This window comes from Micromonospora sp. NPDC051925, assembly GCF_044548625.1.
In the GTDB taxonomy this organism is placed as follows: domain Bacteria; phylum Actinomycetota; class Actinomycetes; order Mycobacteriales; family Micromonosporaceae; genus Micromonospora.
The window spans coordinates 126591-152741 of the sequence record NZ_JBIUCH010000012.1 but is presented as its reverse complement, the minus strand read 5'-3'; the positions used below and the strand labels follow the sequence as shown (position 1 = coordinate 152741).

Sequence of the window (26151 nt, the reverse complement as noted above, 5' to 3'; positions counted from 1 at the left end):
CCATGACTGGTGTTGCGCTGGCCGAGGAGTTGTTGCTCCTCGCGTATGACGATGAATCCGGCAAGGCGACCATGCCCCGGATCGGCCTCGACCTGGGGATGGCCGCCGCCGTCCTGGTCGAGCTGGCCCTTGCCGGCAGGATCGCGTACGTCGACGGGAACCTGGCGGTGACCGACCCCACGCCGGTCGGCGAGCCGATCCTGGACGGGGTGTTGGGCCGGATGGCCGCCGACACCCCGCACAGCCCGTCCTCCTGGGTGCAGCGGCTGCGGCACGGCCTGCGCGACCGGATCCTCGGCGACCTGGTCGACCGGGGGGTGGTACGCGACGTGGAGGAGACCGAGCTGGACTTCATCGTGGTGCACCGCTACCCGACCACGGACCCCACAGTGGAGCAGGACACCCGGCGGCGACTGGCCGAGGCACTGGCCGGCGGGCAGCTTCCCGACGAGCGGACCGCGGCGCTGGCCACGCTGGTGGCCGTGCTGCGGATGGAGCCGGCGCTCGGCCTCAGCGGCACCGCCGCCCAGGACGCCCGCCACCGGCTGGAGGAGATCGCCGGTGGGGCCGGCTTCTCCGGCACCATCAGCCTGGAGGAATCGGTGGTCCGCCCCTCGGTGGCCCTGGTCGTCACCGCCCTCGGCCAGGCGGTCGACGCCGCCCTCGGCAAGCGCGTCTGAGGGGCCGCCGGGGGATGCTGCCGGCTCGTCGGGGTCGCGCTGTCGACTGCCGGACGAGCCGGTCAGCCGATGGGCTTCGACGTCGGTGACGATCGGGGTCGGGCTCGCGGACGAGCCGGTCAGTGGGTGATCCGCCGGGCCTTGATGTCGGTGACGAAGGCGGACCAGGCGGTGGGTGGGACGGTCAGGGTGGGGCCGGCCGGGTCTTTGCTGTCCCGGATGCCGATGATGTCGGGGAGGTTGTCGGCCACCTCGACGCACTCGCCGCCGTTGGTGCCGCTGCGGGTGCTGGTGCGCCAGTGGGCGCCGGTCAGGTCACTCATGGCACTCTCCCCGGATCGCGTCGATCAGCTCCGTCGATTGTCGCGCGCCGAGGGCAAGTGAATCCAGCCCCTTCCAGACCCGTTCGTACGCGGCGATCTCGGCCGGCTGGTCGAGGTAGAGCGCGCCGGTAAGCCCCTCGACGTAGACGGTGGGCGGCTCGGTGGGGCTGCCGAGTGACGAGGGTGGGAAGTCGAGCAGCACGAACGTACCGGCCTCGGCGGCCAGCGGCGGCCCGGCGGCCAACGGCAGCACCCGTACGGTGATGTTGTGCCGTTCGCCGACGGTCAGCAGGTGCCGGAGCTGGTCGGCCATCACCGACCGACCCGGCACCGGACGGCGCAGCACCGCCTCGCTGAGGATCACCGTCAGCTCGGGGGCCGGCGGCAGCCGCCGGGCCAGCAGCCCCTGCCGCTGGATTCGGAGGCTGACGATCTTCCTTCGCTCCTCTTCGCCCAGCTCGGGCCGGTTGTGTTGGAAGAGCGCGGTGGCGTAGCCGGGGGTCTGCAACAGCCCCGGCACCAGCTCGGCGTTGTAGTAGCGAATGACGCTGGCGACGTTCTCCAGGCCGACGTAGAGGGAGAACCAGGACGGCACGGCGCTGCCGTGGGCGTGCCACCACCCCTCGGCCCGGCTGACCTCGGCGAGCCCGAGCAGCACGCTCGCCTGGTCGGGGGTGGCTCGATACAGCTCGCAGAGCACCCGGACGTCCGGCGTCTTGGCCGAGGTCAGGCCCCGCTCGATGCGCCAGAGCTTCTGCCGTGAGCAGTCCAGCTCCCCGGCCGCCGCGTCGATGCTGACGTGGGCGTCCTCCCGGAGCTGGGTGCGCAGCCTGCCGAGTTGCCGTCGTGGCACCGTCGAACTGTGTGTTTCACGCACCGTGCAACACCTTTCCGTCCTGAAAACGACGGGCCGCCGCCGATGCAACATCAGATAGAACGCATACCGGTGACGTCAGGAAAATGGCGAGAGCGACGCGCTGATGCTAATCGCGCAAGCGGTTGGTGTGCAAGAGATGACGCGGGGTGATATCGGCGTTGGTCCCAGGTGATCGGGTTGCCGATCCCGAGCGCGATCGTCTCGCCGGCCCCCGCTGGCTGCCCGCCGAGCCCGAGGTGGGATCGTGCTGCTGGTTCCCGGGCCAGCGTACCGGGCCGAATCGAGCCCCCATCACCCCAGTCGACAACCCCTCCTCGGGTCATGCGCGGAATTCGGGGGCACGATCAACTCAATGTCGCCCATATAGCGGTATCCCAAGGCTCGGATACCGCTATATGGGCGACATTGAGTTGATCGTGCGGCAGGGTGCGCCGCATCCCGGCCGAGAGCGCATATCGCGGTCGGCCGATTCGGTGGGTGAGGCCGCACAATGTCGCCGATTCAGTGGTATCCACTCCGCTCGGTTACCGCTATATAGGCGACATTGAGTTGATCATGCGCTGGACTTGCGGTTGGAGACGTGGCGAAGCACGCGGCGGGGCGTGCGGCTGGACATGCGGCGGGGCGTGCGGCTGGAGACGCGGCGGGGCGGCGTCAGATGCCGAGGGCGGTGGCGATCTCGGCGCGCAGCATGGTGAGCGCCGTCGCCGCCCGCGTCCGGGCCGCCGGCACGTCCCCCTCCGCGACCGGCTCCACCACCTCCAGGTACGCCTTGAGCTTCGGCTCGGTGCCCGAGGGGCGGATCACCACCCGGGCGGTGGCGGTCCGCAGGATCACCACGTCGGCGGCGGGCAGCAGGTCCTGCGCCTCGGTGACCGGCGCACCGAGCAGCGTGGTCGGGGTGGCCGCCCGGATCCGGGCCATCGCGTCGGCGATCACCCGCAGGTCGTCCACCCGTACCGAGAGTTGGTCGGTGTGGTGCACGCCGAACTCGGCGGCCAGCTCGTCCAGCCGGTCGGTGAGGGTGCGCCCCTGCGCCTTCAGGCCGGCGGCCAGTTCGGCGACGGTCAGCGCGGCGGTGATGCCGTCCTTGTCCCGTACGTGCTCGGGGGCCACGCAGTAGCCCAGCGCCTCCTCGTAGCCGTACACCAGCGGCTGCGTCCCACCCCCGGCCCGGACGATCCACTTGAACCCGGTCAACGTCTCGTCGTACGGCCAGCCCCGGGCCGCGCACATCGCCCGGAGCAGGGACGACGACACGATCGTGGTCGCGTACAGGCCGACGACGCCGCGCCGCATCAGGTGGTCGGCCAGGAGCACCCCCACCTCGTCCCCGCGCAGCATCCGCCAGCCCGACCCACCCGCTGCGTTCCACGCCGGCACCGTCTGCTCGCGCACCACGACCGCGCAGCGGTCGGCGTCCGGGTCGTTGGCGATCGCCAGGTCGGCGTCGGTGGCCTCGGCGAGGGCGACCAGCCGGTCCACCGCGCCGGGCTCCTCCGGGTTGGGGAAGCTGACGGTGGGGAAGGCCGGGTCCGGTTCCGCCTGGTCGGGCACCACCCCGGGGACCGGGAAACCGGCTCGGGCGAAGGCCGCGGTCAGCACCGCCGCGCCCACCCCGTGCAACGGGGTGTACGCCACCCGCAGGTCGCGCGGTCCGTCCGGGGCGATCACCGCGACGGCCCGCTGCACGTACGCGGCGACCAGGTCGTCGCCGAGCACCTGGCCGGCCGGGCCCAGCGGCACCTGTGCCAGCGGGCCGACCGCCCGGATGGCCGCCTCGATAGCGGCGTCGGCCGGCGGCACGATCTGCGCACCCGCGCCGAGCGCCCCACCGAGCTGCGCACCCAGGTAGACCTTGTAGCCGTTGTCCTGCGGCGGGTTGTGGCTGGCCGTCACCATCACCCCGGCCACCCCGCCCAACTGCCGCACCGCGTACGCCAGCACGGGGGTGGGCAGCGGTTGGGGCAGCAGCAGCGCCGGCCGGCCCGCACCGGTGGCCACCTGGGCGGTGCGCTCGGCGAACGCGCGGGAACCGTGCCGGGCGTCGTACCCGATCACCAGTGGACCCTCGCCGCCCTCGGCGGCGAGCCAGCCGACCAGCCCGGCCGCCGCCCGGGTGACCACGGCGAGGTTCATCCCGTTCGGTCCGGCGCGCAGCGGGCCGCGCAGTCCGGCCGTGCCGAAGGTCAGCGGGCCGGCGAACCGGTCGGCCAGCTCCGGCGCGCTGGCCGGCAGCCGGTCGAGCACGGCCCGCAGCTCGTCCCGGCTCGCCGGGTCGGGGTCGTCGTCGAGCCAGCGTCGAGCCTGGTCGCGAATCTGGTCGAGGTCAGTGGTTTCCGCCGCCATTGCCTCTTGATAGCACGGCGGCGGATCACCACGTCCGATCGACCCGGTCAGCTGGCCCCGATGAGCTGGAACGACTTCACCATCTCGTCGAAGATCGGCTTGCTCTCGGTGAACTTCGCGTCGTTGGCGGTGAGGTAGAACGAGTAGACCTTCCCCTCGTGCACCACCCCGCGCCACACCCCGTGCCGCTTCTCGTCGCCCTGCCCACAGGTGTACTCGAACTCGGCGGCCGACTTGCCGGCCAGGTCCTTCTCGCCCATCGCCAGTTGCTCGTAGGGCTTGGCGCAGGAACTCGTCCGGTTGCGCAGGCCGTTCTCCGCCACCTCTGCCCAGCGCGTCGAGGAGCCGCCGAACTTCTCGGTGAGGATGCGCACCTTGCGCCCCTTGTCCTGCGGGTCGACGTAGTCGATGTAGACCCCGCCGGACGCCTTCTGCCAGCCCTTCGGCACGTTCACCCGGATGCCCCGGGCACTGTGCTCCTGCATCGCCGGCAACTCACCACCACCGGCGGCCGGAGTGCTCGGGCCGGCCTGCGGGGGAGGGGTCGGCTCCGGGTCGCCGCCACCGAACAGCGCGACCGCGCCGATCAGCAGCACCACCGCCAGACCGCCGGCCGCCGCGAGCTGGACCTTGCGCGGCCAGCCCTTCACCGTGCCGACGAGCTGACCACCGACGCCCTTCACCCGGCCGAGCGATCCGCCGCCGTCGCCGCCCTGCGGTGGGGGCGGCGAGGTCCACGACTGGCCGGTGCCGGGAACGGACCACTGCCCCCCGCCGTAGACCGCCTGGGTCGGTTCGGCCGCGCCGCCGTAGATGGCCTGGGTCGACTCGGCCCCGCCGTAGCCGGGCCGGGCGGCCTCCGTGCCCGCGCCGATCCGTTGGGTGGCGTCCGGGTGTCCGCCGATCTGCTGGGTGGCGTCGGCCGTGCCGCCGATGCGCTGGGTGGCCTCCGGGGCGCTGCCCGGGGTGATCCGCTGGGTGGCCTCCGGTGCCTTGCCGTACGTCCCGCCGGTCTGGCGGGCCGGCAGCGCGCCGGCGGTGGGCCCGGCCGGGGCCGGCATCGCGCCGGTCGGGGTGTGCAGCGGGCCGGCGAGCGCGTCGGCGCTGGTGTCGTCGAGGGCGGCGGCGGGGGCCACCACCGGCTTCGGCCGTTCGCCCCGGCGCAGCTTGGCCAGCCGGTCGGTCAGCGACTCACCGGCGGCCAGCATCGCCGGGCCGCCGATCTGCCCGCTGGGCTTCGGCTCGGCCGGCGCGGCCAGGGCCGGCGGCGTCGACGGGCGCTGCACCGGCACCACCGAGTACGGGTCGGTGATCGAGTTGACCGCCGTCGCCGTGCTGGTCAACGGGCCGGCGAGCAGCTCGCGCAGCATCGCCCGCGCGGTGTGCACGTCCAGCCGGCGGGCCGGGTCCTTCTCCAGCAGGCCCATCAGCACCCGGGTCAGCGGGCCGCTGCGCTGCGGGGTGGCCGGCGGGTCCTCGACCACCGCGTGCATGGTCTCGATCGGGTCGCCCTTGTCGAACGGGGGACGACCCTCCACCGCCGTGTAGAGCGTCACGCCCAGCGAGAACAGGTCGCTGGGCGGGCCGAAATCCTGCCCCATGGCGCGCTCGGGGGAGATGAAGTGCGGCGAGCCGAGCACCATCCCGGGGGTGGTGAGCTGGACGTCGGTGGGCATCCTCGCCACCCCGAAGTCGGTCAGCACGCAGCGACCGTCGGTGCAGATCAGCACGTTCGCCGGCTTGACGTCGCGGTGCAGCACCCCGTTGGCGTGCGCCACCTCCAGCGCGCCGAGCAGCGCGATGCCGATCTTGGCGACCGCGCGGCCGGCCACCGGGCCGTCCTCGATCACCATGTCGGCGAGGCTGCGGGCGTCCAGCAGCTCCATCACGATCCACGGCCGGCCACCCTCGGTGACCACGTCGTACACCTGGACCACGGCCGGGTGCTGGATCGCGGCGGCGGCGCGGGCCTCGCGCAGGGTGCGTTCGTACATCGCGTCCCGGTCGCTGGGGGCCAGCCCCGGCGGCAGGACGACCTCCTTGACCGCCACGTCACGCCGCAGCAGGGTGTCTGTCGCGCGCCAGACCGTGCCCATGCCGCCGTTGCCCACCGAGGAGCGCAGCGAGTACCGCCCACCGATGGTGGTGCCGGGTGCTGCGCGTCCGTTGGGGGGACTCACTGGTCCGCCGCTCCACGTCGGGATCTGAGTCACAGAAAAGCCACCGGGAAAGTCGAGGGGGCTGGGACACAACCCCTCTATCTTGCTGGTTCCGACGCCCGATGCGAAACCCGACGCGGCGGACCTTTGTCCTACCCGACGGTACTCATCGCGACGTTGAACGGTGTGTACCTGGCCGTTCACCTGCCGTCGACTGATGCCGAACCGAGATGTGCGTCATCCCTCACCCCACCGATGCCGTCTCGCGTCCTACCATCCGTGGATGAGCGAAGCGCGGGCGAGCGAGTCGGGGTTCCCCATCAAGGGTGTCTACACGGCTGCTGACCTCCCCCCGGAGCTGGACTCCCGCGTCGGTGGGCCGGGTGAGTACCCGTACACCCGGGGGGTCTACCCGACGATGTACACCTCGCGCCCGTGGACGATGCGGCAGTACGCCGGCTTCGGCACCGCCACCGAGTCCAACGCGCGCTACCACCAGCTGCTGCGGGCCGGCACCATGGGGCTCTCGGTCGCCTTCGACCTGCCCACCCAGATGGGCTACGACTCCGACGACGCCATCGCGAGCGGCGAGGTGGGCAAGGTCGGCGTGGCGATCGACTCCATCGAGGACATGCGGCTGCTCTTCGACGGCATCCCGCTGGACAAGGTCTCGACCTCGATGACCATCAACGCCCCCGGCTCGGTGCTGCTGCTGCTCTACCAGCTCGTCGCCGAGGAGAACGGGATGCCGGGCTCGGCGCTCAACGGCACCATCCAGAACGACATCCTCAAGGAGTACATCGCCCGGGGGACGTACATCTTTCCGCCGAAGCCGTCGCTGCGGCTGGTGGCCGACACCTTCGCGTACTGCCGCAAGGAGGTGCCGAGGTGGAACACCATCTCCATCTCCGGCTACCACATGGCGGAGGCCGGTGCGACGCCCGCGCAGGAGATCGCGTTCACCCTGGCCAACGGGGTGGAGTACGTCCGGGCCGCGCTGGCGGCCGGGCTGGCGGTGGACGACTTCGCCCCGCGCCTGTCGTTCTTCTTCGTCGCCCGCACGACCCTGCTGGAGGAGGTGGCGAAGTTCCGCGCCGCCCGGCGGATCTGGGCCCGGCTGATGCGCGACGACTTCGGCGCGAAGGACCCGAAGTCGATGATGCTGCGGTTCCACACCCAGACGGCGGGGGTGCAGCTCACCGCCCAGCAGCCCGAGGTGAACCTGGTCCGGGTGGCGATCCAGGGGCTCGGCGCGGTGCTCGGCGGCACCCAGTCGCTGCACACCAACAGCTTCGACGAGGCGATCGCGCTGCCCACCGAGAAGGCCGCCCGGCTGGCGCTGCGCACCCAGCAGGTGCTGGCGTACGAGACGGATCTGACCGCCACCGTCGACCCGTTCGCCGGGTCGTACGTGGTGGAGGCGATGACCGCCGAGATCGAGGCGGCGGTGAACGACCTGATGGACCGGGTCTTCGACCACGGTTCGGCGGTGGACGCGATCGAGGCCGGGTTCCAGAAGCGGGAGATCGAGCAGTCGGCCTACCGGTTCGCCCAGCAGATCGACGCGGGCGAGCGGGTGGTGGTCGGGCTGAACCGGTTCCAGATCGACACCGAGGAGCCGTACGAGCCGCTGCGGGTGGACCCGACGATCGAGGCGGCCCAGGCGGAGCGGCTGGCCCGGCTCCGCGCCGAGCGGGACGGCGAGGCGGTCGGTCGGGCCCTCGCCGAGCTGCGGGCCGCCGCCGAGGGCGACGAGAACGTGCTCTACCCGATGAAGGAGGCGCTGCGCGCCCGGGCCACCGTGGGCGAGGTCTGCGGCACACTGCGCCAGGTCTGGGGAACGTACCGACCGAGCGACCGCTTCTGACCGCTCCCGCCCGGCGGGCGGACCCGTCGCCCATGGCGGAAGTCCCTCCCGCCCGGCGGGCGGGCTCTCCCGCCTACGGCGGAGGAGCGTCGGCGGTGACTCTACGGCGACTCCTGCCGACGGGCCTACGGGCCGGCAGGGGTCGCCGTCGTCGTGGCACCGGGGCCGTTAGGGGTCGCCAGGCGACGGGTGCGGGGCTACTGTCGGTGACAGTTCCCGGTGCGACGCTCGTCGAGCCGCCCGGGTGGGCGATGGCATCTCCGGACCGGGCGTGCGCCCCCGGGTTCCGGGGTAGACCCGAACGGGTGAACGGGACGGACAGCATGTCCGGTCGCATCCGGGGCCGTCATGTGACCGTCGGGCGTCCGGCGGCCACCCAGGGTCGTCGGCTAATTGTCGGAGCGGCGGCCGGTCGGGGCGACCAATGCGACAATTCGGGTACGGCGGCCCCGGATCGACGCCGATTTCGCGACCGCCCAATCGGTTACGCGTTGTAGGAGGTGGGGGGCAGATGACGGCGTCCGACCGCGATCTACCTGCTGTCCCGCAGATATTCGAGCCCTCCCACCAGGGCTTACGTGACGCTGTGCGGTCTGATCACTACCGTAACGAGGTTGCGCAGCGTCACCATCGGAGGTCTAGGCTGTCTGCTGTCCTCCCCGATGATCCATCCATTCCTAGTGATCGAGAATTCGACGTGACGAGTGCGTTGACGCTGCCGAACGGCAGCCAGCTGGCGTCGTCCTGGCCGGAGGCGCCGTCCGGTTCCCAGCCCCTGCCCCACGATCTGGACCACCTGCTCGCGCTGCGGGTGCCCGGCCTGATCGCCACCCGCCGCCACCTCCACTCCCACCCGGAACTCTCCGGGGAGGAGTTCGAGACAGCGGCGCTGATCGCCCGGGAGCTCACCCTCGCCGGGCTGCACCCCCGACTGCTGCCCAAGGGCAACGGGGTGATCTGTGACATCGACGGGCGGCCCGACGGCCCGGTCGTCGCGCTCCGCGCCGACATCGACGCGCTGCCGTTGACCGACGTGAAGGACGTCGCCTACCGGTCCACGGTGGAGGGTGTATGCCACGCCTGCGGCCACGACGTGCACACGACGGTGCTGCTCGGCGTCGGCATGCTGCTGGCCCAGCTCGCGGATGCCGGCCAGCTCGACGGCCGGGTGCGGCTGATCTTCCAGCCGGCGGAGGAGATCCTGCCCTGCGGTTCGCTGGAGGTCATCGAGGCCGGTGGTCTGGAGGACGTGGTCCAGATCTTCGCGTTGCACTGCGACCCCAACCAGCCGGTGGGGAAGGTGGGGCTGCGGGTCGGCCCGATCACCGCGGCGGCCGACAACGTCACAGTGAAACTCACCGGGCCGGGTGGGCACACCGCCCGCCCGCACCTGACCGTCGACCTGGTCGACGCGCTCGGCAGACTGGTCACCGAGGTCCCGGCCTTGGTCAACCGCCGGGTGCCGGCCAACAGCGGGCTGCTGCTGGTGTTCGGCCACGCCTCGGCCGGCACCCGTTACAACGTCATCCCCTCCGAGGCGTGCGCCGCCGGCACCCTGCGGGTGATGGACCGCGACACCTGGGAGCGGGCTCCCCAGATCGTCGCTCAGGTCGTCCGGGACGTCATCGCGCCCACCGGCGCCACCGTCGACCTGGAGTACCTGCGGGGTCGTCCGCCGGTCAGCAACGACGCCCGTGCCATCGGCATCCTCACCGCCGCCACCGCCGCCGCGCTCGGCCCCGAGGGGATCGCGGAGACGCCGCAGAGCATGGGCGGCGAGGACTTCTCCTGGTACCTCGAGCACGTCCCCGGCGCGCTGGCCCGGCTCGGCGTCGGCCGGGACGGCGGCCCCACCGTGGACCTGCACCGGGCGTCCTTCGACGTCGACGAGCGGGCCATCCCGGTCGGGGTGCGGCTCATGGTGCAGACCGCGTTGCGGGCACTGGCGGCGGTCCGCTAGGAGCCTGCGGGTGGCCCCCGCCGACCGGTCCCACCGGTGGCGTGGGCCGCCCCCCGCCGACCGGTCCGGCCGGTGGCGTGGGCCGCCCCCCGCCGACCGGTCCGGCCGGTGGCGTGGGCCGCCCCCCGCCGACCGGTCCGGCCGGTGGCGTGGGCCGCCGACGCCGACGGCGCAGCACCACCACGAGCACCACCACGGGTACGCCGAAGACCAGCAGCCAGGGCAGCAACGCCCCGAGCACGGTGAGCAGCACGCCCATCGAGGCGAGGAAGACGGTCCAGCCGCCCCGCAGGCCCACCATGAACCCGGTCCGGTCCTCCTCCTCGTCGTCGGCCGTCGAGGCGTCCCGGCCGACGAAGGTCACCGTGATCGTGGAGAGCGCGGTCAGGTCGGCCAGCCGGCGCTTCTTCGCCTCCAGCGAGGCCAGGTCCGCCTCCCGGCGGGCCACCTCGCTCTCCAGCGTGACCAGCTCGGACACCGAGCTGGCGCGGGCCAGCAGCTTGCGGGCGCTCTCCACCCGGGCCCGCTGGGTGGTGATCCGGGCGTCCAGGTCGACGGTCTCCTCGGTGACGTCCTGGGTACGGATCTCGCGGCGCTGCTGCCGTCCGTAGGTGGCCAGCTCCTCGACGAGCGACGTGAACTTCGCCGCCGGCACCCGCAGTTCCAGTTGGGCCTGGGCGGACGCGTCGACGCTGCGTCGCTGGTCCCCGCCGACGAACCCACCGGCGGCAGTGACCGCGTCCACCGCCCGACGGGCCGCACCCTCCACGTCGTCCACCTGCACCCGCATCGTTCCGGTGTAGATGATCGCCCGCTGGTCGACCCGCAGGTCCGGGGCGCCCGCACCGGCCTGTCCCGGTGCCGCCTCTCGGTCCGGCGCCGCGCCGCCCGACGCCCCACCCGCCGGCGCCTTCTCGGCCGGGGCTGCCGCCCGGGAGTCGGACGAGTCGCTGGAGCGGTCCGCCGCCCCGCAGCCGGCGAGCAACAGCGCCGCCAACCCGATCGCGGTCAGGGCCCGCGCCCTGCCGCCTGCTGTCCTCAGTGTCATCCCCGTCCCCCTCCGTCACCGCCCCGGTCGCGGGGCGATAGCTCAGACGCGGCGCACTGCCGCCCCGGTTCCGGCAGACTGCGCTGAGGACATCACGATTCGATATTCGAGGAGTCACGATGCGGCTCACCAAGTACTCGCACTCCTGTCTCCGGATCGAACGCGACGGGGCGGTGCTGGTCGTCGACCCGGGCGTGTTCAGCGAGCCGGCGGCCCTGGACGGGGCGGACGCGGTGCTGGTCACCCACGAACACCCCGACCACCTCGACGTGCCCGCGCTCACCCGCCGGCTGGACCGGGAACCGATCCCGGTGTACGGACCCGCCGCGCTCACCGCAGTGCTCGGTGACGCGGCGCAGGCGCTGACCCCGGTCGCCCCGGGTGACACGTTCACCGCCGCCGGCATCCCGGTACGCGCCGTCGGCGGTCGGCACGCCGTCATCCACCCCGACATCCCGGTGGTGGAGAACGTCGGCTACCTGCTCGACGGGACGGTCTACCACCCCGGCGACGCGCTGTTCGTCCCCGAGGACGTCGAGGTGGAGACGCTCTTCGCCCCGATACACGCCCCCTGGTCGAAGTTCTCCGAAGTGGTGGACTTCATCCGGGCGGTCGCCCCCCGCCGGGCGTACGCCCTGCACGACGCGCTGCTCAACGCCAACGGGTACGGCGTGCTCGACCGGCAGTACACGGCGCTGTCCCGCACCGACTACCAGCGGCTGGAGCCGGGCAGCCGGATCGACGCCTGAGCCGTGGCCGCCGACGAGTCCGAGCTGGCCCGGCAGCTCTACCGCACCCCGCCCGACCGGTTCGTCGCCGCCCGGGACGCCGTCGTCGCCGAGGCCCGTCGGGCCGGGGACGCCGCCACCGCCCGACGGGTCGCCCGGTGGAAGCGGCCCACCGTGGCGGCCTGGCTGGTGAACCTGCTCGCCTTGGACCGTCCCGAGCTGGTCGCCGAGCTCGGCCCGCTCGCCGAGGCGCTGCGCACCGCCCAGCGTGACCTCATGGGGGCCCGGCTGCGGGAGCTGTCCGCCCAGCGGCGGGCGGTGGTCGCCGCGCTGGTCACCGAGGTACGCCGGATCGCCGCCGACCTTCCCGGGGCGCCGCCCGCCGCCCGGCTGCCGCTGGCCGAGGTCGAGGCCACCCTGCACGCGGCGCTCGCCGACACCGAGGTGGCCGCGCAGGTCCGGACCGGGCGACTGCTGAAGGCGGTGCACCACTCCGGGTTCGGTGAGGTGCCCCGCCCGCAGTTGCGGCTGGTCACCAGCGGCGGGGCGGAGGCGGGCACGGGCCGCGGGGTGGAGGCTGCCCGCGTACCCGAGCGGGAGGTCGACCGGGGCGGTGCGCGGCGGGCCCGCGACGAGCGGGTGGCGGCGCGGGCCGCCCAGGCCGAACGGGCCACCCGCCGCCGTGCCCTGGAGCGGGAGCTGGCGGCGGCGCGGGCCGCCCAGCGGCAGGCGGAACGGGAGCTGGACGGCGCGTCCACCGCCGAGCGGACCGGCCTCGACGCCCTCGACCGGATCGAGGTCGAACTGGCCGAACTGGAGCGTCGCCGGGCCGTCGCCGAGCAGGAGCTGGGCCGGGCCAAACTCGCCCGCCGGGCAGCCGAGCGGACCCTCACCGCCGCCCGCCGCCGCACCGGGGAGGTCGAGGGCGCGGTCGAGGCGGTGGACGCCGAGGAGGCGGATGCCACGACTGGCGACGGGGAGGCAGACTGAGCACGATGAATGCGTGCAACGGGCGGTCGGGATGACGCCGGAACAGGTCGCCGCCGGCAGCAAACCCGCCGTGCTGGAGCTGGGGGAGCTGTTCAGCCGCTGCCCGGAAACCCTGGGACGGGCCAGGACGCTGGGCATTCCCGGCTGGGCGTTCTATGTCACCGGGCGGGCCGGCGCGTTGGGCGACGTCCGCGCCGAGACGGTCGCGGCGGCGCTCGGCTTTCTCGCCCCCGAGGCCGTCGCCGACGGCTGGGAGGCCGCCGTCCGGGTGGTCCCGCCGTTGGAGGTGGCCACCGCCAACCTGGCCGAGTGCCGCCGGTGGGGTGCCGAGCACCTGGACGACCTGCCCGGCACGCCCCGGTTGACCGCCCTGTTGGAACGGGTGGTGGCCGCGGCCGACGCGACCGGCATGCCGCTCTTCGCCGCCTGGCGGGCCATGCCTCGGCCCGAGCACGCCGACGGCGCCCGCGCCGCCGTGGCGCTGCTGCTGCTCCGGGAGCACTTCACCGGGGCGTACCTGTTGGCCGTGCGGGCCGCCGGGATGACACCGCTGGAAGCGGTGCTGGCCGGGCCGGAGGGCGAGGCCGGGGCGGCGGCGTGCGGCTGGTCTCCGCCGTACCCGCCGGTCGGGCCGCTGGTCCGGCGTCGGCTGTGGGCCGAGGCGGTGACCGACCGGTTGACCTCGGCCGGCTTCCGGGCGCTCCGACCGGCGGAGGGCCGGGAGCTGATCGAGCTGCTCACCGACGTCCGGGCGCGACTGCGGACCACGGCCGCCGGGTAGGCCGGTGGGCCCGGAATATCGGCGGCGTACGACATGGCCGGGCTGTCAGGATCTGCCACGTGATGCTCCCCGCCGGCTGGACCGCCCGCCGCCCCACCCTGGACGACGTCCCCGCGCTGCTCGCCGTGGTGCACGCCGCCGACACGTTCGCCATCGGCCATCCCGACTTCGACGCCGACGACGTACGGGCCGTGGAACGCGGGCTGCCCGCGCTGACCGCCCGCGCCGCCGTCTGCGCCCCGGAGACCCGCTGGGCGGGCGAGCTGACGAGCGCCGGTTTCACCCGGGCCAAGCGGTACCTGCGGATGAGCCGCCCGCTGGCCGAGCTGCCGGCCGAGCCGCCGCCCCCGCCCGGGGTGACCGTCCGTGCGCTGCGCGCCGGGGACGACGCCGACCTGCGGCTGTTCCACCGGATCTACGACACCGCCTTCCGGGACACCGCAGACTACGAGCCGGTCGGCTTCGACGCCTGGCGGGACCGGCTGTCCGACGCGGGCCGGGTCTGGGACGAGTGGTTCCTCGCCGAGGCCGACGGCGAACCGGCCGGCGCGCTGAACTCGTCCGACCAGGCGGTGGATCAGGACATGGGCTGGGTACGCACGCTGTCGGTGCTGCCCGCGTACCGGCGGCGCGGGGTGGGGGCCGCGCTGCTGCGGCGGGCCTTCGCGGTCTACGCGGCCAAGGGGCGGGGCCACGCCGGGCTCGGCGTCGACCTGGCCAACCCGACCACCCCGGTCACCCTCTACCGGTCGGTGGGGCTGCGCGAGGCGCGCTGGACCGACCTGTACGAGCGGAGCGTGCCGGCCGCCGGTGTGTGACGCGCGACGCCCGACGGGGCCGCTGTCGGGCCACACCCGCCCCGGTTGCACACTGGACGGGTGCGATACGCGTTACGCCGAGGCGGTGCCGGTGGGGCGGGACCGCAGCTCGGAGACGTAGTCGTCGGGTGCGCCCGCCTTCTCGGCGGCGTTCGCGATCTCCGACACGTACCAGGCGGTCGGCAGGCCGCCCTCGTAGCCGTCGAAGACGTACACCCAGGCGGTCACGTCCCCGTCCAGCGTCGAGACCCGCACGGTGAGCTTGCGGTACGTGCCGGCGGTGACGCCCTCGATCTCGTCGAGCTGGGCGGCGTCGTACGGGTGGATGTCGTACAGCGCCACGAAGACCCGGTCACCCGGGGATTCGACGACGGTGCTGACGGAGCCCTCCCAGCCGATCACCTCCTCGCCGGCGAAGGTCAGCCGCCACCCCTCCAGCCAGCCGACGCCCACCATCGGCGAATGCGGACAGTAGGCGCGCATCCGGGCGGGGTCCAGGTTTGAGCCGTAGGCCGCGTAGTGACGCACGGCGATGACGATAGCCCGGCGGACGGGTGGGGGAGAATACGACGGTGCGTGTCGGACGGTTCGGGGAGAAGAAAGTCACTGTGAGCACTGACGGAGGGCGAGGGCTGTGAGCCACATCGTGATCATCGGCGGGGGGCCGGCCGGCTACGAGGCGGCCCTGGTCGCCGCCCAGCTGGACGCCGACGTCACCGTGGTGGAGGCCGAGGGCGCCGGGGGTGCCTGCGTGCTCTCCGACTGCGTCCCGTCGAAGACCTTCATCGCCAGCTCGGAGGTGGTCACCGGCTACCGGGACACCGAGGAGTTCGGGATCCACTCCGACGGCCTGGAAGCGGTCACCGTCGACGCCCGCGCCGTGCACGAGCGGGTGAAGCGGCTCGCCCTGGCCCAGTCCGCCGACATCCACACCAAGTTGGTCAAGGCCGGCGTGACCTTCGTCGCGGGCACCGCCCGGCTCGGCGAGGACACGCTCGGTCACACCCACCGGGTCGTCGTCACCCCGGCCGACGGTGGCGAGGAGTACTCGATCGCCGCCGACACCGTGCTGGTCGCCACCGGCGCCACCCCGCGTCAGCTGCCCACCGCGCTGCCCGACGGCGAGCGCATCCTCACCTGGCGGCAGGTGTACGACCTGCCCGAGCTGCCCGCGCACCTGATCGTGGTGGGTTCCGGCGTCACCGGGGCCGAGTTCGCCAGCGCCTACCTGGCGATGGGCGTCGAGGTGACCCTGGTCTCCAGCCGGGACCGGGTGATGCCGCACGAGGACGCCGACGCGGCGATGGCCATCGAGCAGGTCTTCCGCAGCCGGGGCATGAGCATCCTCAACAACTCCCGGGCGGACGCGGTCCGGCGGACCGACGACGGCGTGGAGGTGGTCCTCTCCGACGGGCGGGTGGTGTCCGGTTCGCACGCCCTGATCGCGGTCGGCTCGATCCCGAACACCGCCGGCCTGGGCCTGGCCGAGTACGGCGTCGAGCTGGCCAAGGGCGGCTACGTCACGGTCGACCGGGTGTCGCGTACCAACGTCCCCGGCATCTACGCGGCCGGCGACTGCACCGGTGTCCTGCCGCTGGCCAGCGTCGCCGCGATGCAGGGCCGGATCGCGATGTGGCACGCCCTCGGCGAGGCGGTCCGGCCGCTGCGGCTGCGGACCGTCGCGGCGAACGTCTTCACCGACCCGGAGCTGGCCACCGTCGGCGTCTCCCAGGACGAGGCGGACGCCGGCCGGACCCTGGCCCGGCAGGTGATGCTGCCGCTGACCGGCAACGCGCGGGCGAAGATGGACGACCTGGCGGACGGCTTCGTCAAGCTGTTCTGCCGCCCGGCCAGCGGCCAGGTGATCGGTGGGGTGGTGGTGGCCCCCAAGGCCAGCGAGCTGATCCTGCCGATCACCATGGCGGTGGAGAACAACCTCACCGTCAACGAGCTGGCCCAGACCATCACCATCTATCCGAGCCTGTCCGGTTCGATCACCGAGGCGGCCCGCCAGCTCATGCTCCACGAACTCGAATGACCCGATGTTCCCGGCGGGCGTGGGTCGAGGATCTGACCGACGCCCGACCGGGCCGTCCGCCGGAGCGGGAGCTGACGTGCGGTGCCGGCCAACCGGGGCCAGGTCTCAGGCCACGTTGAGGTGGATGTTCCCGATCCGGGCGACCACGTCCAGATGGCCACCGAGCCCGGTGACGTACGCGCGCAGGGTTTCCAGGCTGGTGTGTTCGCCGTTCTCGATCTGACTGATCCTGGCTTGAGACAGACCAGCTGCCTCGGCGAGTTGCTGCTGGGTCATGTCGAGCTGTCGACGGATCTCGGCCAGTTGCGCGCCACTGACGGAGGCGAGCATCTTTTCGCGGAACCGGCCACGGCGGGCGACCCGCTCGGGGTCGTCCCAGCAGGGGTCGATCTCGCGGGCCTTGGCCCTGACCTCATTCCAACCGGATCCGCTGGTCATCGTTCCGCTTCCTTCAGTGCGATCAGATGCTCCCCGAACCTTGCGTTGGCGAGCGGCACGGCCCTCTGGTACCAACTCTGCCACTGTCCCGACTTGTCCCCGGCGACCAGGAAGACCGCCTCGCGTAGCGGATCGAAGGCGAAAATCAGCCTAATCTCCGTGGTGCCACTTGAGCCCGGCCGTAGCTCTTTCATGTGGTGGAACGAACTGCCCTTGAGCCGGTCCACCAACGGGCGTCCTTATGCGGGTGGAGGTGTGGACGCGCTCAGCTCGGCAGCGGTCTCCTTGTCCGCGGTGCGGGCGCTGAGTAGGGTCATCGTCCAGCCGGCCGCCGCGAACCCGACCGCCGCCGCTGCCGCGATGATCCCCAGCCGCCAGGCCGACCCGGTGAGCGCGGTGCCGCCGAGGTGGCCGACCAGGGCACCGTAGCTGGCCCAACCGACGGCCGCCGTCGCCTCGTAGCAGAGGAACAGCCGGTAGGGGTAGCGGCTGCGGCCGGCGGAGAAGCAGGCCGCCATCCGGCCGCCGGGCACGAACCGGCAGAGCAGGATGGCCAGCGGCCCGGGACGGCGCAACCCCCGGGTGACCCGGCCGGCCACCCGGCGGGCCCGGCCGGGCTCCGCGTGCCGGGCCTGCCGCCGGTCCGGGGCGCTGCGGCCGAGCAGGTAGCAGGCCAGGTCACCGGCGAAGACACCGAGTGCCCCGACGCCGATGGTCAGCGGCAGGCTCAGCCCGCCGACCACGGTGAGCGCGCCCCCGGTGATCATGATGGCCTGGGTGGGGATGACCGGCACGAAGGCGTCCACGACGAGCAGGCCCATCAGCAGCAGGTAGGCCCACATGGGCGATGCGATCTCAGTGAGAAGCTCGGGCACGACTGCCACCTCGCCGGTCAGGGCCGATTCCAGGTACCAAGCCTCCCGGCTGCTGCGTGGTCACCGGCGACCGGACCGGCCGGTGGTGACCACGGACACCACCGGGGCCTGCGGGGACGACGGCGGGACCTCGCCCCGCGCGCCGTCGGTACCGCGTATCGGGGGCGGCCTGCCGTCTGCCGCACGCCGCCTGCCGCCCACCGCCGGTGGGCCGGAGCGGGTCGGCGAATCGGGGACCGTCGGCGTACCGTTGAGTACGCGCGGCCCCACATCCGTCGGGTCCCCCGTTCCTGACGAGCGGGCCGCCGCGGGTCGCCGGCAGGTCCCGTGCCGGCGACCCGCCCACATCCTGCCCCGGCGGCACCGAGGGACTGCGCTCATGGCCGGAGCGCCGCACCGGACGTCACCGAATCCCATCCGGGGCCACGGCCCCGGGCGGTCCCGGTTGATACCTGTTGATCATGTCGACCGTCGATTCTGGCGATGGGAGCTGATCCCACCGTATCGCCGTCACCGGTCCACGCCCGACCATTAACGCCGCCGTGCGGTCGGCGACCGGGTCAACGTGCTCCTGCCCACCGTCGTGGACATGACCCAGGATCGGGGCCGGGCGGGCTGGTCGCCGTCGGCGACATCCTAGCGATGCACGGGGCGAGGCGGCCGGAGCCGGGGGGTTTCCCCCTTCCCGGCGGTCGGTGGGGCGGGTCGTACGACGCGTCGCCGCCCGTCGGGGGCGGTCGCGCCGATACCGGCCGACGGGCGGTCACCGTTCGGACAGATCGGCTGTCGGTCCGAAGACACCATGCCCCGCTCGTCGGCGCCGCTCGGATAGCGTCCCGGGCTCAACCGACATTTCCTTGCGGAGGCTCGTAGATGGTTTCCACGCTGGTGCGGGGCGCGCTCGCCGTGACCCTGGCGCTCGGCAGCACCCTCGTCGTCGAGACCGGCCCGGCCGAGGCGGGGGCGACGAGGTACAAGAACTGCACCGCCCTCAACAAGAAGTACAAGCACGGGGTCGGCAAGAAGGGCGCGAAGGACAAGGTCCGGGGTAGCACCAAGCCGGTCACGAACTTCACCGTGTCCGACGCGGTCTACGCGAAGAACACCCACCTGGATCGGGACAAGGACAAGGTCGCCTGCGAGAAGCGCTGACCGGTCCGCCGCCGGCCGAGGAGCGCGGGGCGGAGAGACGCGGGTCGGGAAAGCGCCCCCGCCCACCTCGACGGCGCGCCGCGCGCCCCCGGTCCGCCGCCGGCGGGAAAAGCGGTCGCCCCGCGCGGCGCTGCGGTCGTACCGTGGCGGTATGCGCAGCGCGGTGGTGACCACGACGCCGGGAGATCCCGGCGTGCCGCACTGACGTCTTCCGTCGACGAGGCCCCGGGCGATCCGCCCGGGGCCTCGCGGCGTGTCGGGTCGGGTCGTCTCCGGGTCGTACCCGATCAAGGAGCGCGACATGATCGATCACCGCAGGCTCGGCCGGGAGCTGGACCTGTTCGTCTCCGACCCGCTGGCGGGGGCCGGGCTGCCGATCTGGCTGCCGGCCGGCGCGGCGGCCCGGCACGCCGTCGAGGAGTACGTCCGTGAGCTGGAACGCCGGGCCGGCTACCAGCACGTGTACTCCCCACCGCTGGGCCGGCGGGAGCTGTTCGCGCTGTCCGGACATCTCGGCCACTTCGCCGACGACATGTTCCCGCCGATGCGGCTGAGCGCCGACGACGAGTTCGTGCTCCGGCCGGCGCTCTGCCCGCACCACGCCCTGGTCTACCGGGCCCGGGGCCGCTCCTACCGGGAGCTGCCGCTGCGGGTCGGCGAGCTGGGCGGGATGTACCGGGCGGAGCGTTCCGGGGTGCTCGGCGGGCTGTCCCGGGTGCGGGCCATCTCGCTCAACGACGCGCACAACTTCTGCAACCTGGACCAGGTTGGCGACGAGGTCCGGGAGATCCTGCGGCTGATCCGCGAGGCGCACGCCGCGCTCGGCGTCCGCCCGGCCGGGTTCCGGCTGTCGCTGCGCGGGCCGGGCGCGAGGTACGTCGGGAACGACGCCTCCTGGGCGCGCGCCGAGGACCTGCTCCGCGCCGCCCTGGACGGGGTGGACCACGCGGAGGCCCCCGGCGAGGCGGCCTTCTACGGTCCGAAGATCGACATCCAGATCACCGACGCGGCCGGCCGGGAGTCGACCATCTCCACCGTGCAGCTCGACTTCGACAAACCGGAGAAGTTCGACCTGTCGTACACCGACTCCGACGGTGCCCGGCGGCGGCCGGTGCTGGTGCACCGCAGCCTGGTGGGGAGCATGGAACGGCTCTTCGCCTACCTGATCGAGGTGCACCAGGGGGCCTTCCCGCCCTGGTACGCCCCGGTCCAGTTGCTGCTCCTGCCGGTCGACGCCGGGCAGGCCGACGCGGTGGCCCGGGTGGCCCGGCGGGCGGTCGACGCCGGGCTACGGGTCGAGGTGGACTCCGCCGGCTCGCTGGGTGCCCGGGTGCGGGACGCGGCCCGCCGCCGAGTGCCGTACGTCGGGGTGGTCGGGGCCCGGGAGGCGGCCGACGACGCGGTGGCCCTGCGGCTGCGCGACGGCCGCAGCCTCGACCCGATGCCGGTGGCGGACGCGGTGCGGCTGATCGGCGCGGTGGTCGCGGCCCGCTCGGCGGAGCTGCTCCCGGCCGGCTGACGGCTCGCACCGGGGGCCAGGGCACGATGCCCCCGGCCCCCGGTGCGACGCTCAGCCCCCGACCGGTGCCGGCGCGGCCTCGTCGTCGACCACCGCCGCGGCGAACTGCGCCTGGTACAGCCGGTGGTACGCCCCCCGGGCGGCGAGCAGTTGCTGGTGGGTGCCCTGCTCGACGATCCGGCCGTTCTCCATCATCAGGATCAGGTGGGCGTCGCGGATGGTGGAGAGCCGGTGCGCGATGACGAAACTCGTCCGGTCGGAACGCAGCGCTGCCATCGCCCGTTGCAGCAGCACCTCGGTACGGGTGTCCACCGAGCTGGTCGCCTCGTCCAGGATCAGCAGCGACGGCTCCGCCAGGAACGCCCGCGCGATGGTGATGAGCTGCTTCTCGCCGGCGCTGACGTTGCTGCCCTCCTCGTCGATGACGGTGTCGTACCCGTCGGGGAGGCTGCGGACGAACCGGTCCACGAAGGTGGCCCGGGTGGCGGCCAGGATCTCCTCCTCGGTGGCGTCCGGGCGACCGTAGGCGATGTTGTCCCGGATGGTGCCGCCGAAGAGCCAGGTGTCCTGGAGCACCATGCCGATCCGGCCGCGCAGGTCGTCGCGGCGCATGGTGGTGATGTCCACCCCGTCCAGGGTGATCCGCCCGGCGTCCAGCTCGTAGAAGCGCATCACCAGGTTGACCAGGGTGGTCTTCCCGGCGCCGGTCGGGCCGACGATGGCCACGGTGTGACCGGGCTCGGCGACCAGCGACAGGTCGTCGATCAGCGGCTTGTCCGGGTCGTACCGGAAGGAGATGTTCTCGAACTCGACCCGGCCGTGCGGTTCGACGACCCGGGCCGGCGTGGCCGGGTCGGGGCTCTGCTCGTCGGCGTCGAGCACGGCGAAGACCCGTTCGGCCGAGGCCACCCCGGACTGGAGCAGGTTCGCCATCGAGGCGACCTGGGTGAGCGGCTGGGTGAACTGCCGCGAGTACTGGATGAACGCCTGCACGTCACCGAGGCTCATCGACCCGGAGGCCACCCGCAGCCCACCGACCACGGCGATCGCCACGTAGCTGAGGTTCCCGACGAACATCATCGCCGGCATGATGATCCCGGAGATGAACTGCGCGCCGAAGCTGGCCCGGAACAGCTCCTCGTTCTTGGCGTGGAAGCTGGCCTCCACCTCCGGCTGGCGGCCGAAGACCTTGACCAGTTCGTGGCCGGTGAACGCCTCCTCGATCTGGCCGTTCAGCTCGCCGGTGTGCGCCCACTGGGCGATGAACTTCTGCTGCGACCGCTTGGCGATCTGCTGGGTCACGATCACCGACATCGGCACCGCGACCAGCGCGACCAGCGCCAGCAGCGGCGAGATCCAGAACATCATGGCCAGCACGCCGACCACGGTCAGCAGCGAGGTGAGCAGCTGGCTCAGCGTCTGCTGAAGGGTCTGCGAGATGTTGTCGATGTCGTTGGTGACCCGGCTGAGCAGCTCACCCCGGGGCTGCCGGTCGAAGTAGGGCAGCGGCAGCCGGTTGAGCTTCTCCTCCACCTCGGCGCGCAGCCGCAACACGGTGGCCTGCACCACCCCGTTGAGCAGCCAGCCCTGCCACCACATGAGCAGGCTGGCGGCCACGTACAGGCCGAGCGCGAACAGCAGCGCCCGGCTCAGGGCGTCGAAGTCGATGCCGACGCCGGGCACCACGTCCATCCGGGCCAACATGTCGGCGAAGTTGTCGTTGCCGGCGGCCCGCATCCCGGCCACCGCCTGGTCGACGGTGGTGCCGGGCGGAAGCTGCCGGCCGATCACCCCGGCGAAGATGATGTCGGTGGCGTGGCCGAGGATCTTCGGGCCGACCACGGTGGCCCCCACGCTCGTCAGCGCCAGGGCGATGATGCCGGTCAGCGGCGCCCGGTGCGGTCGCAGCCGGCCGAGCAGCCGGCGGGCCGACGGCCCGAAGTTCATCGACTTCTCCGCCGGCATGGCGGCGTTCATCCACGGCGGCCCACCACTGCGCCGCCCGGCCGCGGGCAGCCGCTCCGGCGTGGTCGCCTCCGGGGCCTTCTTCTGCTCGGGTACGGCGGTCATGCCGGCACCCCCGCCGTCTGCTGGGACGCCACGATCTCGGCGTACGTCGGACAGTCGTCGAGTAGTTCGTCGTGTCGGCCCATCCCGACCACGCCCCCGTCCTCCAACACGATGATCTGGTCGGCGTCGATGATCGTGGAGACCCGTTGGGCCACGATCACCACTGCGGCGTCGGCGGTGACCGGGCGCAGCGCGGCCCGCAACCGGGCGTCGGTGCCCAGGTCGAGTGCCGAGAACGAGTCGTCGAACAGGTAGATCTCCGGCTTGCGGACCAGCGCCCGCGCGATGGCCAGGCGCTGCCGCTGCCCGCCGGAGACGTTCGTCCCGCCCTGCGTGATCGGGGCGTCCAGGCCGCCGGACATCTGGACCACGAAGTCGCGGGCCTGGGCGATCTCCAACGCCGTCCACAGCTCGTCGTCGGTGGCGTCCGGGTTGCCGTACCGCAGGTTGCTCGCCACCGTGCCGGTGAACAGGTACGGCTTCTGCGGCACCAGGCCGATCCGTCGCCACAACTCCTCCGGGGCCAGCTCCCGGACGTCGACCCCGTCGACCAGCACCGCGCCCGCGGTCGCGTCGACCAGGCGGGGGATCAGGGTCAGCAGGGTCGTCTTGCCGGCGCCGGTGGACCCGATCACGGCGGTGGTGCGGCCGGGTGCGGCCCGGAACGAGATGTCGTGCAGCACCGGTGCGCTGGCCCCCGGGTACTGGAAGGAGACGCCACGTAGTTCCAGCTCGCCGTGCCCGTCGACGTGGGTCACCGGCGTGGCCGACGGGACCACCGAGGACTCGGTGTCCAGCACCTCGGTGACGCGTTCGGCGCAGACCGCCGCGCGGGGCACCAGCATCAGCATGAAGGTGGCCATCATGACGGCCATCAGGATCTGCATCAGGTACGCCAGGAAGGCGGTCAGCGCGCCGATCTGGATCTGCCCGGCGTCGATCCGCTGGGCGCCGAACCAGAGCACGGCGACGCTGGAGACGTTGAGCACCAGCATCACCAGCGGGAAGATCAGCGCCATCAGCCGGCCGACCCGCAGGGCGGTGGCGGTGAGGTCGGCGTTGGCCACCCCGAACCGCTGCGTCTCGTACGGTTCCCGGACGAACGCCCGGACCACCCGGATGCCGGTGATCTGTTCGCGGAGCACCCGGTTGACGGTGTCGATCCGGGTCTGCATGAGCCGGAAGCCGGGCACCATCCGGCGGATGACCAGCCCGAGCGCGACGGCGAGCACCGGCACGCTGACCAGCATCAGCCAGGACAGGCCGAGGTCCTCCCGCAGTGCCATCACCACCCCGCCGACGCTCATGATCGGCGCCGCGACCAGCATGGTGCAGCTCGTCAGGACGAGCATCTGCACCTGTTGCACGTCGTTGGTGTTGCGGGTGATCAACGAGGGTGCGCCGAAGTGGGCGACCTCGCGGGCGGAGAAGCGGTTGACCTGCCCGAAGATCGCCGAGCGGAGGTCCCGGCCGAAGGCCATCGCGGTGCGGGCGCCGAAGTAGACGGCGGCCACCGAGCAGGCGATCTGCACCAGGCTGACCAGCAGCATCCAGCCGCCGGTACGGATGATGTAGTCGGTGTCGCCGCGGGCCACGCCCTGGTCGATGATGTCGGCGTTGAGGCTCGGCAGGTAGAGCGAGGCCATCGTGCCGACGAACTGGAGCAGCACCACCAGGGCCAGTGGCCGGTGGTAGGGGCGCAGGTAGCGGCGCAGCAGGCTGATCAGCACGGACGGCTCCCGGGCCTCGGGTGGTCGGTCGATTTCTGGTGTTGTGTGCTCAACCTGTTGTCCTCCCCGTCGGACATGGTCGTGATGACTTCGATCAGGAAGTCCCGGATCACCGCGCGGTTCGCCGGGTCGGCGTCGACGGAGGTGAGCGGGGTGTCGGTGTGGATCCGGTCGAACAGGGCCCGGGTGTGCTCGCGTCCCTTGTCGGTCAGGGCGAGGCGTACGGTGCGCCGGTCGGCGTCGTCGCGGCGGCGTTCGACGAAGCCGTCCCGTTCGAGGGTGTCGACGATCCCGGTGAGGGTGGCGGGCCGGACGAAGCAGCGGTCGGCGACGTCCCGGTGGGTGGCGTCGTCGAGGTGGGTCAGGGTGAACAGCACCCGCATCCCGGCCGGGGTCAGGCCGTGGTGTTCGGCGAGATAGCGGCCCCAGTGCTGGTCGACGAGGTGGCCGGCGACCGACAGTAGCCGCCCGAGCGGCGCGCCGCGGAGCGCGTCGGGAAAGACGACCAGTGGTTCCATGGGCACGGTGCGTATGTTAGCCCCCAAACGGTCAGGTGCCAAACGAAATGGTCAGGGCCGCTCCGACGAACACGATCTGGAGCACCGTACGCGGGCCGAGCGGGGTGACCGGTCGGCCGGCCAGGGTCAGGCCGCGCCGGGCCGCCGAGACGTTCGCCGGGAACATCGCCACCATCAGTAGCGCCAGGCCGGCGGCGACCGGTCGGGCGGTGGCCGGGATCAGCAGCCCCACCGCGCCGGCCAGCTCCAGCACCCCGGTGGCGGTGACCAGCATGCCGGGGTGCGGCAGCCGTGGCGGGACCATGGCGATCAGGCCCTCCCGGCGGGGTGAGGTGAAGTGGGCGAACCCGGTCAGCGTGAACAGCAGTGCCAGCCCGACGCGGAGCGCGGGATGCCAGCCGTCCAGCGCGTCCACACCGGCCAACCCGACCAGACGCGCGACGGTGGCCCCGGCGATCAGGGCGATCAACGGAATCATGGGGACCTCCTCGGTGGCAAATCTTTATGCTGACAAGATTGCGTCGCCGATGGCGGTCTTGTCAATGCAAAGTTATGCTGACGTCGTGACCGTCACACGCGCATACCACCACGGTGACCTGCCCCGCGCCCTGCTCCAGGCGGCGGTGACGGCGATCGAGGAGTCCGGTCCGGCGGCGTTCAGCCTGCGTGACCTCGCCCGCCGCGCGGGCGTCTCACACGCCGCCCCGACCCATCACTTCGGCGACAAGGCCGGCCTGCTGACCGCGCTCGCCGTCGAGGGGTTCGACCTGCTGACCGCCACGCTGGACGCGGCCGGTGACGACCTGCTCGACGTGGGGGTGGCGTACGTGGACTTCGCCGTACGCCACCGGGCGCACTTCGAGGTGATGTTCCGACCCGACCTCTACCGGGCCGACGCCCCGCAGGTGCGGGCGGCCCGGGAGCGGGCGGGCGCGGCGCTGCACACCGGCGTGGCGGCCCTCCCGGCGGACCGGCCCGGCCCGGGTGACCTGCGGACGGATGCGCTGGCCGCCTGGTCGATCGTGCACGGCTTCGCCACGCTCTGGCTCTCCGGCGCCCTGCCCCCCGACATCGAAGCGGACCCCCGAACCGCCGCCCGCACCGTGATCCGCCACCTCCTCCCCCCACCCCCTGACCCCACCCCCACCCCCCAGCACTCTCCCGTTGATCAAGAGGTTTGCGTCATCCCGCCCGACGCTGATGACGCAAACCTCTTGATCACCTAACCCGA

The 26151-nt window shown here is 72.7% G+C and carries 24 protein-coding genes; 11 read left to right on the top strand and 13 right to left on the bottom strand.

The annotated features are described in order from the left end of the window. Positions 1 to 2 precede the first annotated feature (2 nt). Positions 3 to 680: a GPP34 family phosphoprotein gene (locus ACIG87_RS18250; protein WP_396851704.1), complete on the top strand. Its 678-nt coding sequence runs from the start codon at positions 3 to 5 to the stop codon at positions 678 to 680. A 119-nt stretch (positions 681 to 799) separates the two neighbouring features. Here the strand turns inward: ACIG87_RS18250 and ACIG87_RS18245 are convergent, their stop codons facing one another. The 4 genes from ACIG87_RS18245 to ACIG87_RS18230 all read right to left on the bottom strand — a co-directional run bounded on the left by ACIG87_RS18245 (position 800) and on the right by ACIG87_RS18230 (position 6442). Beyond that, the gene (locus ACIG87_RS18245) at positions 800 to 1003 is read right to left on the bottom strand and encodes a DUF397 domain-containing protein (protein WP_396851703.1); all 204 of its coding nucleotides are present in this window, start codon (positions 1001 to 1003) and stop codon (positions 800 to 802) included. Then, positions 996 to 1856, bottom strand: coding sequence for a helix-turn-helix domain-containing protein (locus tag ACIG87_RS18240; protein ID WP_396851702.1), 861 nt, complete (start codon positions 1854 to 1856; stop codon positions 996 to 998). Before ACIG87_RS18240 ends, ACIG87_RS18245 begins: the two co-directional genes overlap by 8 nt. Before the next feature lie 678 nt (positions 1857 to 2534). Beyond that, entirely contained in the window at positions 2535 to 4229 is a 1695-nt protein-coding gene (locus tag ACIG87_RS18235) for a phospho-sugar mutase (protein ID WP_396851700.1), read from the bottom strand. Between the two features lie 47 nt (positions 4230 to 4276). Continuing rightward, a complete protein-coding gene (locus ACIG87_RS18230; RefSeq protein ID WP_396851699.1) occupies positions 4277 to 6442 on the bottom strand; it encodes a protein kinase in 2166 nt (721 codons plus the stop codon). 229 nt (positions 6443 to 6671) lie between these two features. Between ACIG87_RS18230 and ACIG87_RS18225 the strand changes: the two genes are divergently transcribed. Both ACIG87_RS18225 and ACIG87_RS18220 read left to right on the top strand, forming a co-directional pair. Continuing rightward, complete coding sequence (locus ACIG87_RS18225; protein ID WP_396851698.1) at positions 6672 to 8255, top strand: methylmalonyl-CoA mutase; 1584 nt, start codon at positions 6672 to 6674, stop codon at positions 8253 to 8255. A gap of 697 nt (positions 8256 to 8952) precedes the next feature. Next, positions 8953 to 10215: an amidohydrolase gene (locus ACIG87_RS18220; protein WP_396851696.1), complete on the top strand. Its 1263-nt coding sequence runs from the start codon at positions 8953 to 8955 to the stop codon at positions 10213 to 10215. Here the strand turns inward: ACIG87_RS18220 and ACIG87_RS18215 are convergent. Beyond that, positions 10172 to 11263 carry a DUF4349 domain-containing protein gene (locus tag ACIG87_RS18215; RefSeq protein ID WP_396851695.1) on the bottom strand — a complete coding sequence of 364 codons (1092 nt, stop codon included), beginning with the start codon at positions 11261 to 11263 and terminating at the stop codon, positions 10172 to 10174. The two genes, ACIG87_RS18220 and ACIG87_RS18215, sit on opposite strands and share 44 nt — an antisense overlap. Positions 11264 to 11382: 119 nt before the next feature. Here ACIG87_RS18215 and ACIG87_RS18210 point away from each other — a divergent pair, with 119 nt between their 5' ends. From ACIG87_RS18210 to ACIG87_RS18195, 4 genes are read left to right on the top strand one after another with little or no spacing between them, the layout of a single operon-like run. Next, on the top strand, positions 11383 to 12012 hold the full coding sequence (locus ACIG87_RS18210; RefSeq protein ID WP_396851693.1) for an MBL fold metallo-hydrolase: 630 nt from the start codon (positions 11383 to 11385) through the stop codon (positions 12010 to 12012). Between the two features lie 3 nt (positions 12013 to 12015). Beyond that, a complete protein-coding gene (locus ACIG87_RS18205; RefSeq protein ID WP_396851691.1) occupies positions 12016 to 12981 on the top strand; it encodes a hypothetical protein in 966 nt (321 codons plus the stop codon). Between the two features lie 31 nt (positions 12982 to 13012). Continuing rightward, positions 13013 to 13762: a hypothetical protein gene (locus tag ACIG87_RS18200; protein WP_396851830.1), complete on the top strand. Its 750-nt coding sequence runs from the start codon at positions 13013 to 13015 to the stop codon at positions 13760 to 13762. A gap of 59 nt (positions 13763 to 13821) precedes the next feature. After that, positions 13822 to 14580: a GNAT family N-acetyltransferase gene (locus tag ACIG87_RS18195; RefSeq protein WP_396851689.1), complete on the top strand. Its 759-nt coding sequence runs from the start codon at positions 13822 to 13824 to the stop codon at positions 14578 to 14580. A 72-nt stretch (positions 14581 to 14652) separates the two neighbouring features. Here the strand turns inward: ACIG87_RS18195 and ACIG87_RS18190 are convergent, their stop codons facing one another. Continuing rightward, a complete protein-coding gene (locus tag ACIG87_RS18190; RefSeq protein WP_396851688.1) occupies positions 14653 to 15108 on the bottom strand; it encodes a gamma-glutamylcyclotransferase in 456 nt (151 codons plus the stop codon). A 106-nt stretch (positions 15109 to 15214) separates the two neighbouring features. Between ACIG87_RS18190 and ACIG87_RS18185 the strand changes: the two genes are divergently transcribed. Then, positions 15215 to 16618: an NAD(P)H-quinone dehydrogenase gene (locus tag ACIG87_RS18185; RefSeq protein WP_396851687.1), complete on the top strand. Its 1404-nt coding sequence runs from the start codon at positions 15215 to 15217 to the stop codon at positions 16616 to 16618. 105 nt (positions 16619 to 16723) lie between these two features. Here ACIG87_RS18185 and ACIG87_RS18180 read toward each other — a convergent pair whose 3' ends face one another. Genes ACIG87_RS18180 through ACIG87_RS18170 form a run of 3 tightly spaced genes read right to left on the bottom strand, consistent with a single transcriptional unit; the run spans position 16724 to position 17931 of the window. Further along, on the bottom strand, positions 16724 to 17056 hold the full coding sequence (locus ACIG87_RS18180; protein WP_396851686.1) for a helix-turn-helix domain-containing protein: 333 nt from the start codon (positions 17054 to 17056) through the stop codon (positions 16724 to 16726). After that, positions 17053 to 17283 carry a type II toxin-antitoxin system RelE/ParE family toxin gene (locus tag ACIG87_RS18175; RefSeq protein ID WP_396851684.1) on the bottom strand — a complete coding sequence of 77 codons (231 nt, stop codon included), beginning with the start codon at positions 17281 to 17283 and terminating at the stop codon, positions 17053 to 17055. Before ACIG87_RS18175 ends, ACIG87_RS18180 begins: the two co-directional genes overlap by 4 nt. Before the next feature lie 12 nt (positions 17284 to 17295). Continuing rightward, a complete protein-coding gene (locus ACIG87_RS18170; RefSeq protein ID WP_396851682.1) occupies positions 17296 to 17931 on the bottom strand; it encodes a DedA family protein in 636 nt (211 codons plus the stop codon). Positions 17932 to 18804: 873 nt separating this feature from the next. Between ACIG87_RS18170 and ACIG87_RS18165 the strand changes: the two genes are divergently transcribed. After that, positions 18805 to 19083, top strand: coding sequence for an excalibur calcium-binding domain-containing protein (locus tag ACIG87_RS18165; protein WP_396851680.1), 279 nt, complete (start codon positions 18805 to 18807; stop codon positions 19081 to 19083). Positions 19084 to 19384: 301 nt separating this feature from the next. Next, entirely contained in the window at positions 19385 to 20602 is a 1218-nt protein-coding gene (thrS, locus tag ACIG87_RS18160) for a threonine--tRNA ligase (RefSeq protein WP_396851678.1), read from the top strand. A 51-nt stretch (positions 20603 to 20653) separates the two neighbouring features. On the opposite strand, the gene ACIG87_RS18155 is transcribed toward thrS, so the two are convergent. From ACIG87_RS18155 to ACIG87_RS18140, 4 genes are read right to left on the bottom strand one after another with little or no spacing between them, the layout of a single operon-like run. After that, entirely contained in the window at positions 20654 to 22672 is a 2019-nt protein-coding gene (locus tag ACIG87_RS18155) for an ABC transporter ATP-binding protein (RefSeq protein ID WP_396851677.1), read from the bottom strand. After that, complete coding sequence (locus ACIG87_RS18150; RefSeq protein WP_396851676.1) at positions 22669 to 24402, bottom strand: ABC transporter ATP-binding protein; 1734 nt, start codon at positions 24400 to 24402, stop codon at positions 22669 to 22671. The genes ACIG87_RS18155 and ACIG87_RS18150 overlap by 4 nt, the downstream gene beginning before the upstream one ends. Next, positions 24396 to 24920 carry a MarR family winged helix-turn-helix transcriptional regulator gene (locus ACIG87_RS18145; RefSeq protein ID WP_396851829.1) on the bottom strand — a complete coding sequence of 175 codons (525 nt, stop codon included), beginning with the start codon at positions 24918 to 24920 and terminating at the stop codon, positions 24396 to 24398. Before ACIG87_RS18145 ends, ACIG87_RS18150 begins: the two co-directional genes overlap by 7 nt. 31 nt (positions 24921 to 24951) lie before the next feature. Then, positions 24952 to 25398 carry a DoxX family protein gene (locus ACIG87_RS18140; protein WP_396851674.1) on the bottom strand — a complete coding sequence of 149 codons (447 nt, stop codon included), beginning with the start codon at positions 25396 to 25398 and terminating at the stop codon, positions 24952 to 24954. Between the two features lie 85 nt (positions 25399 to 25483). On the opposite strand from ACIG87_RS18140, the gene ACIG87_RS18135 reads away from it, so the two are divergent. Next, positions 25484 to 26146 (top strand): TetR/AcrR family transcriptional regulator, encoded by a 663-nt coding sequence (locus tag ACIG87_RS18135; protein ID WP_396851673.1) that lies wholly within the window; start codon positions 25484 to 25486, stop codon positions 26144 to 26146. Positions 26147 to 26151 lie beyond the last annotated feature (5 nt).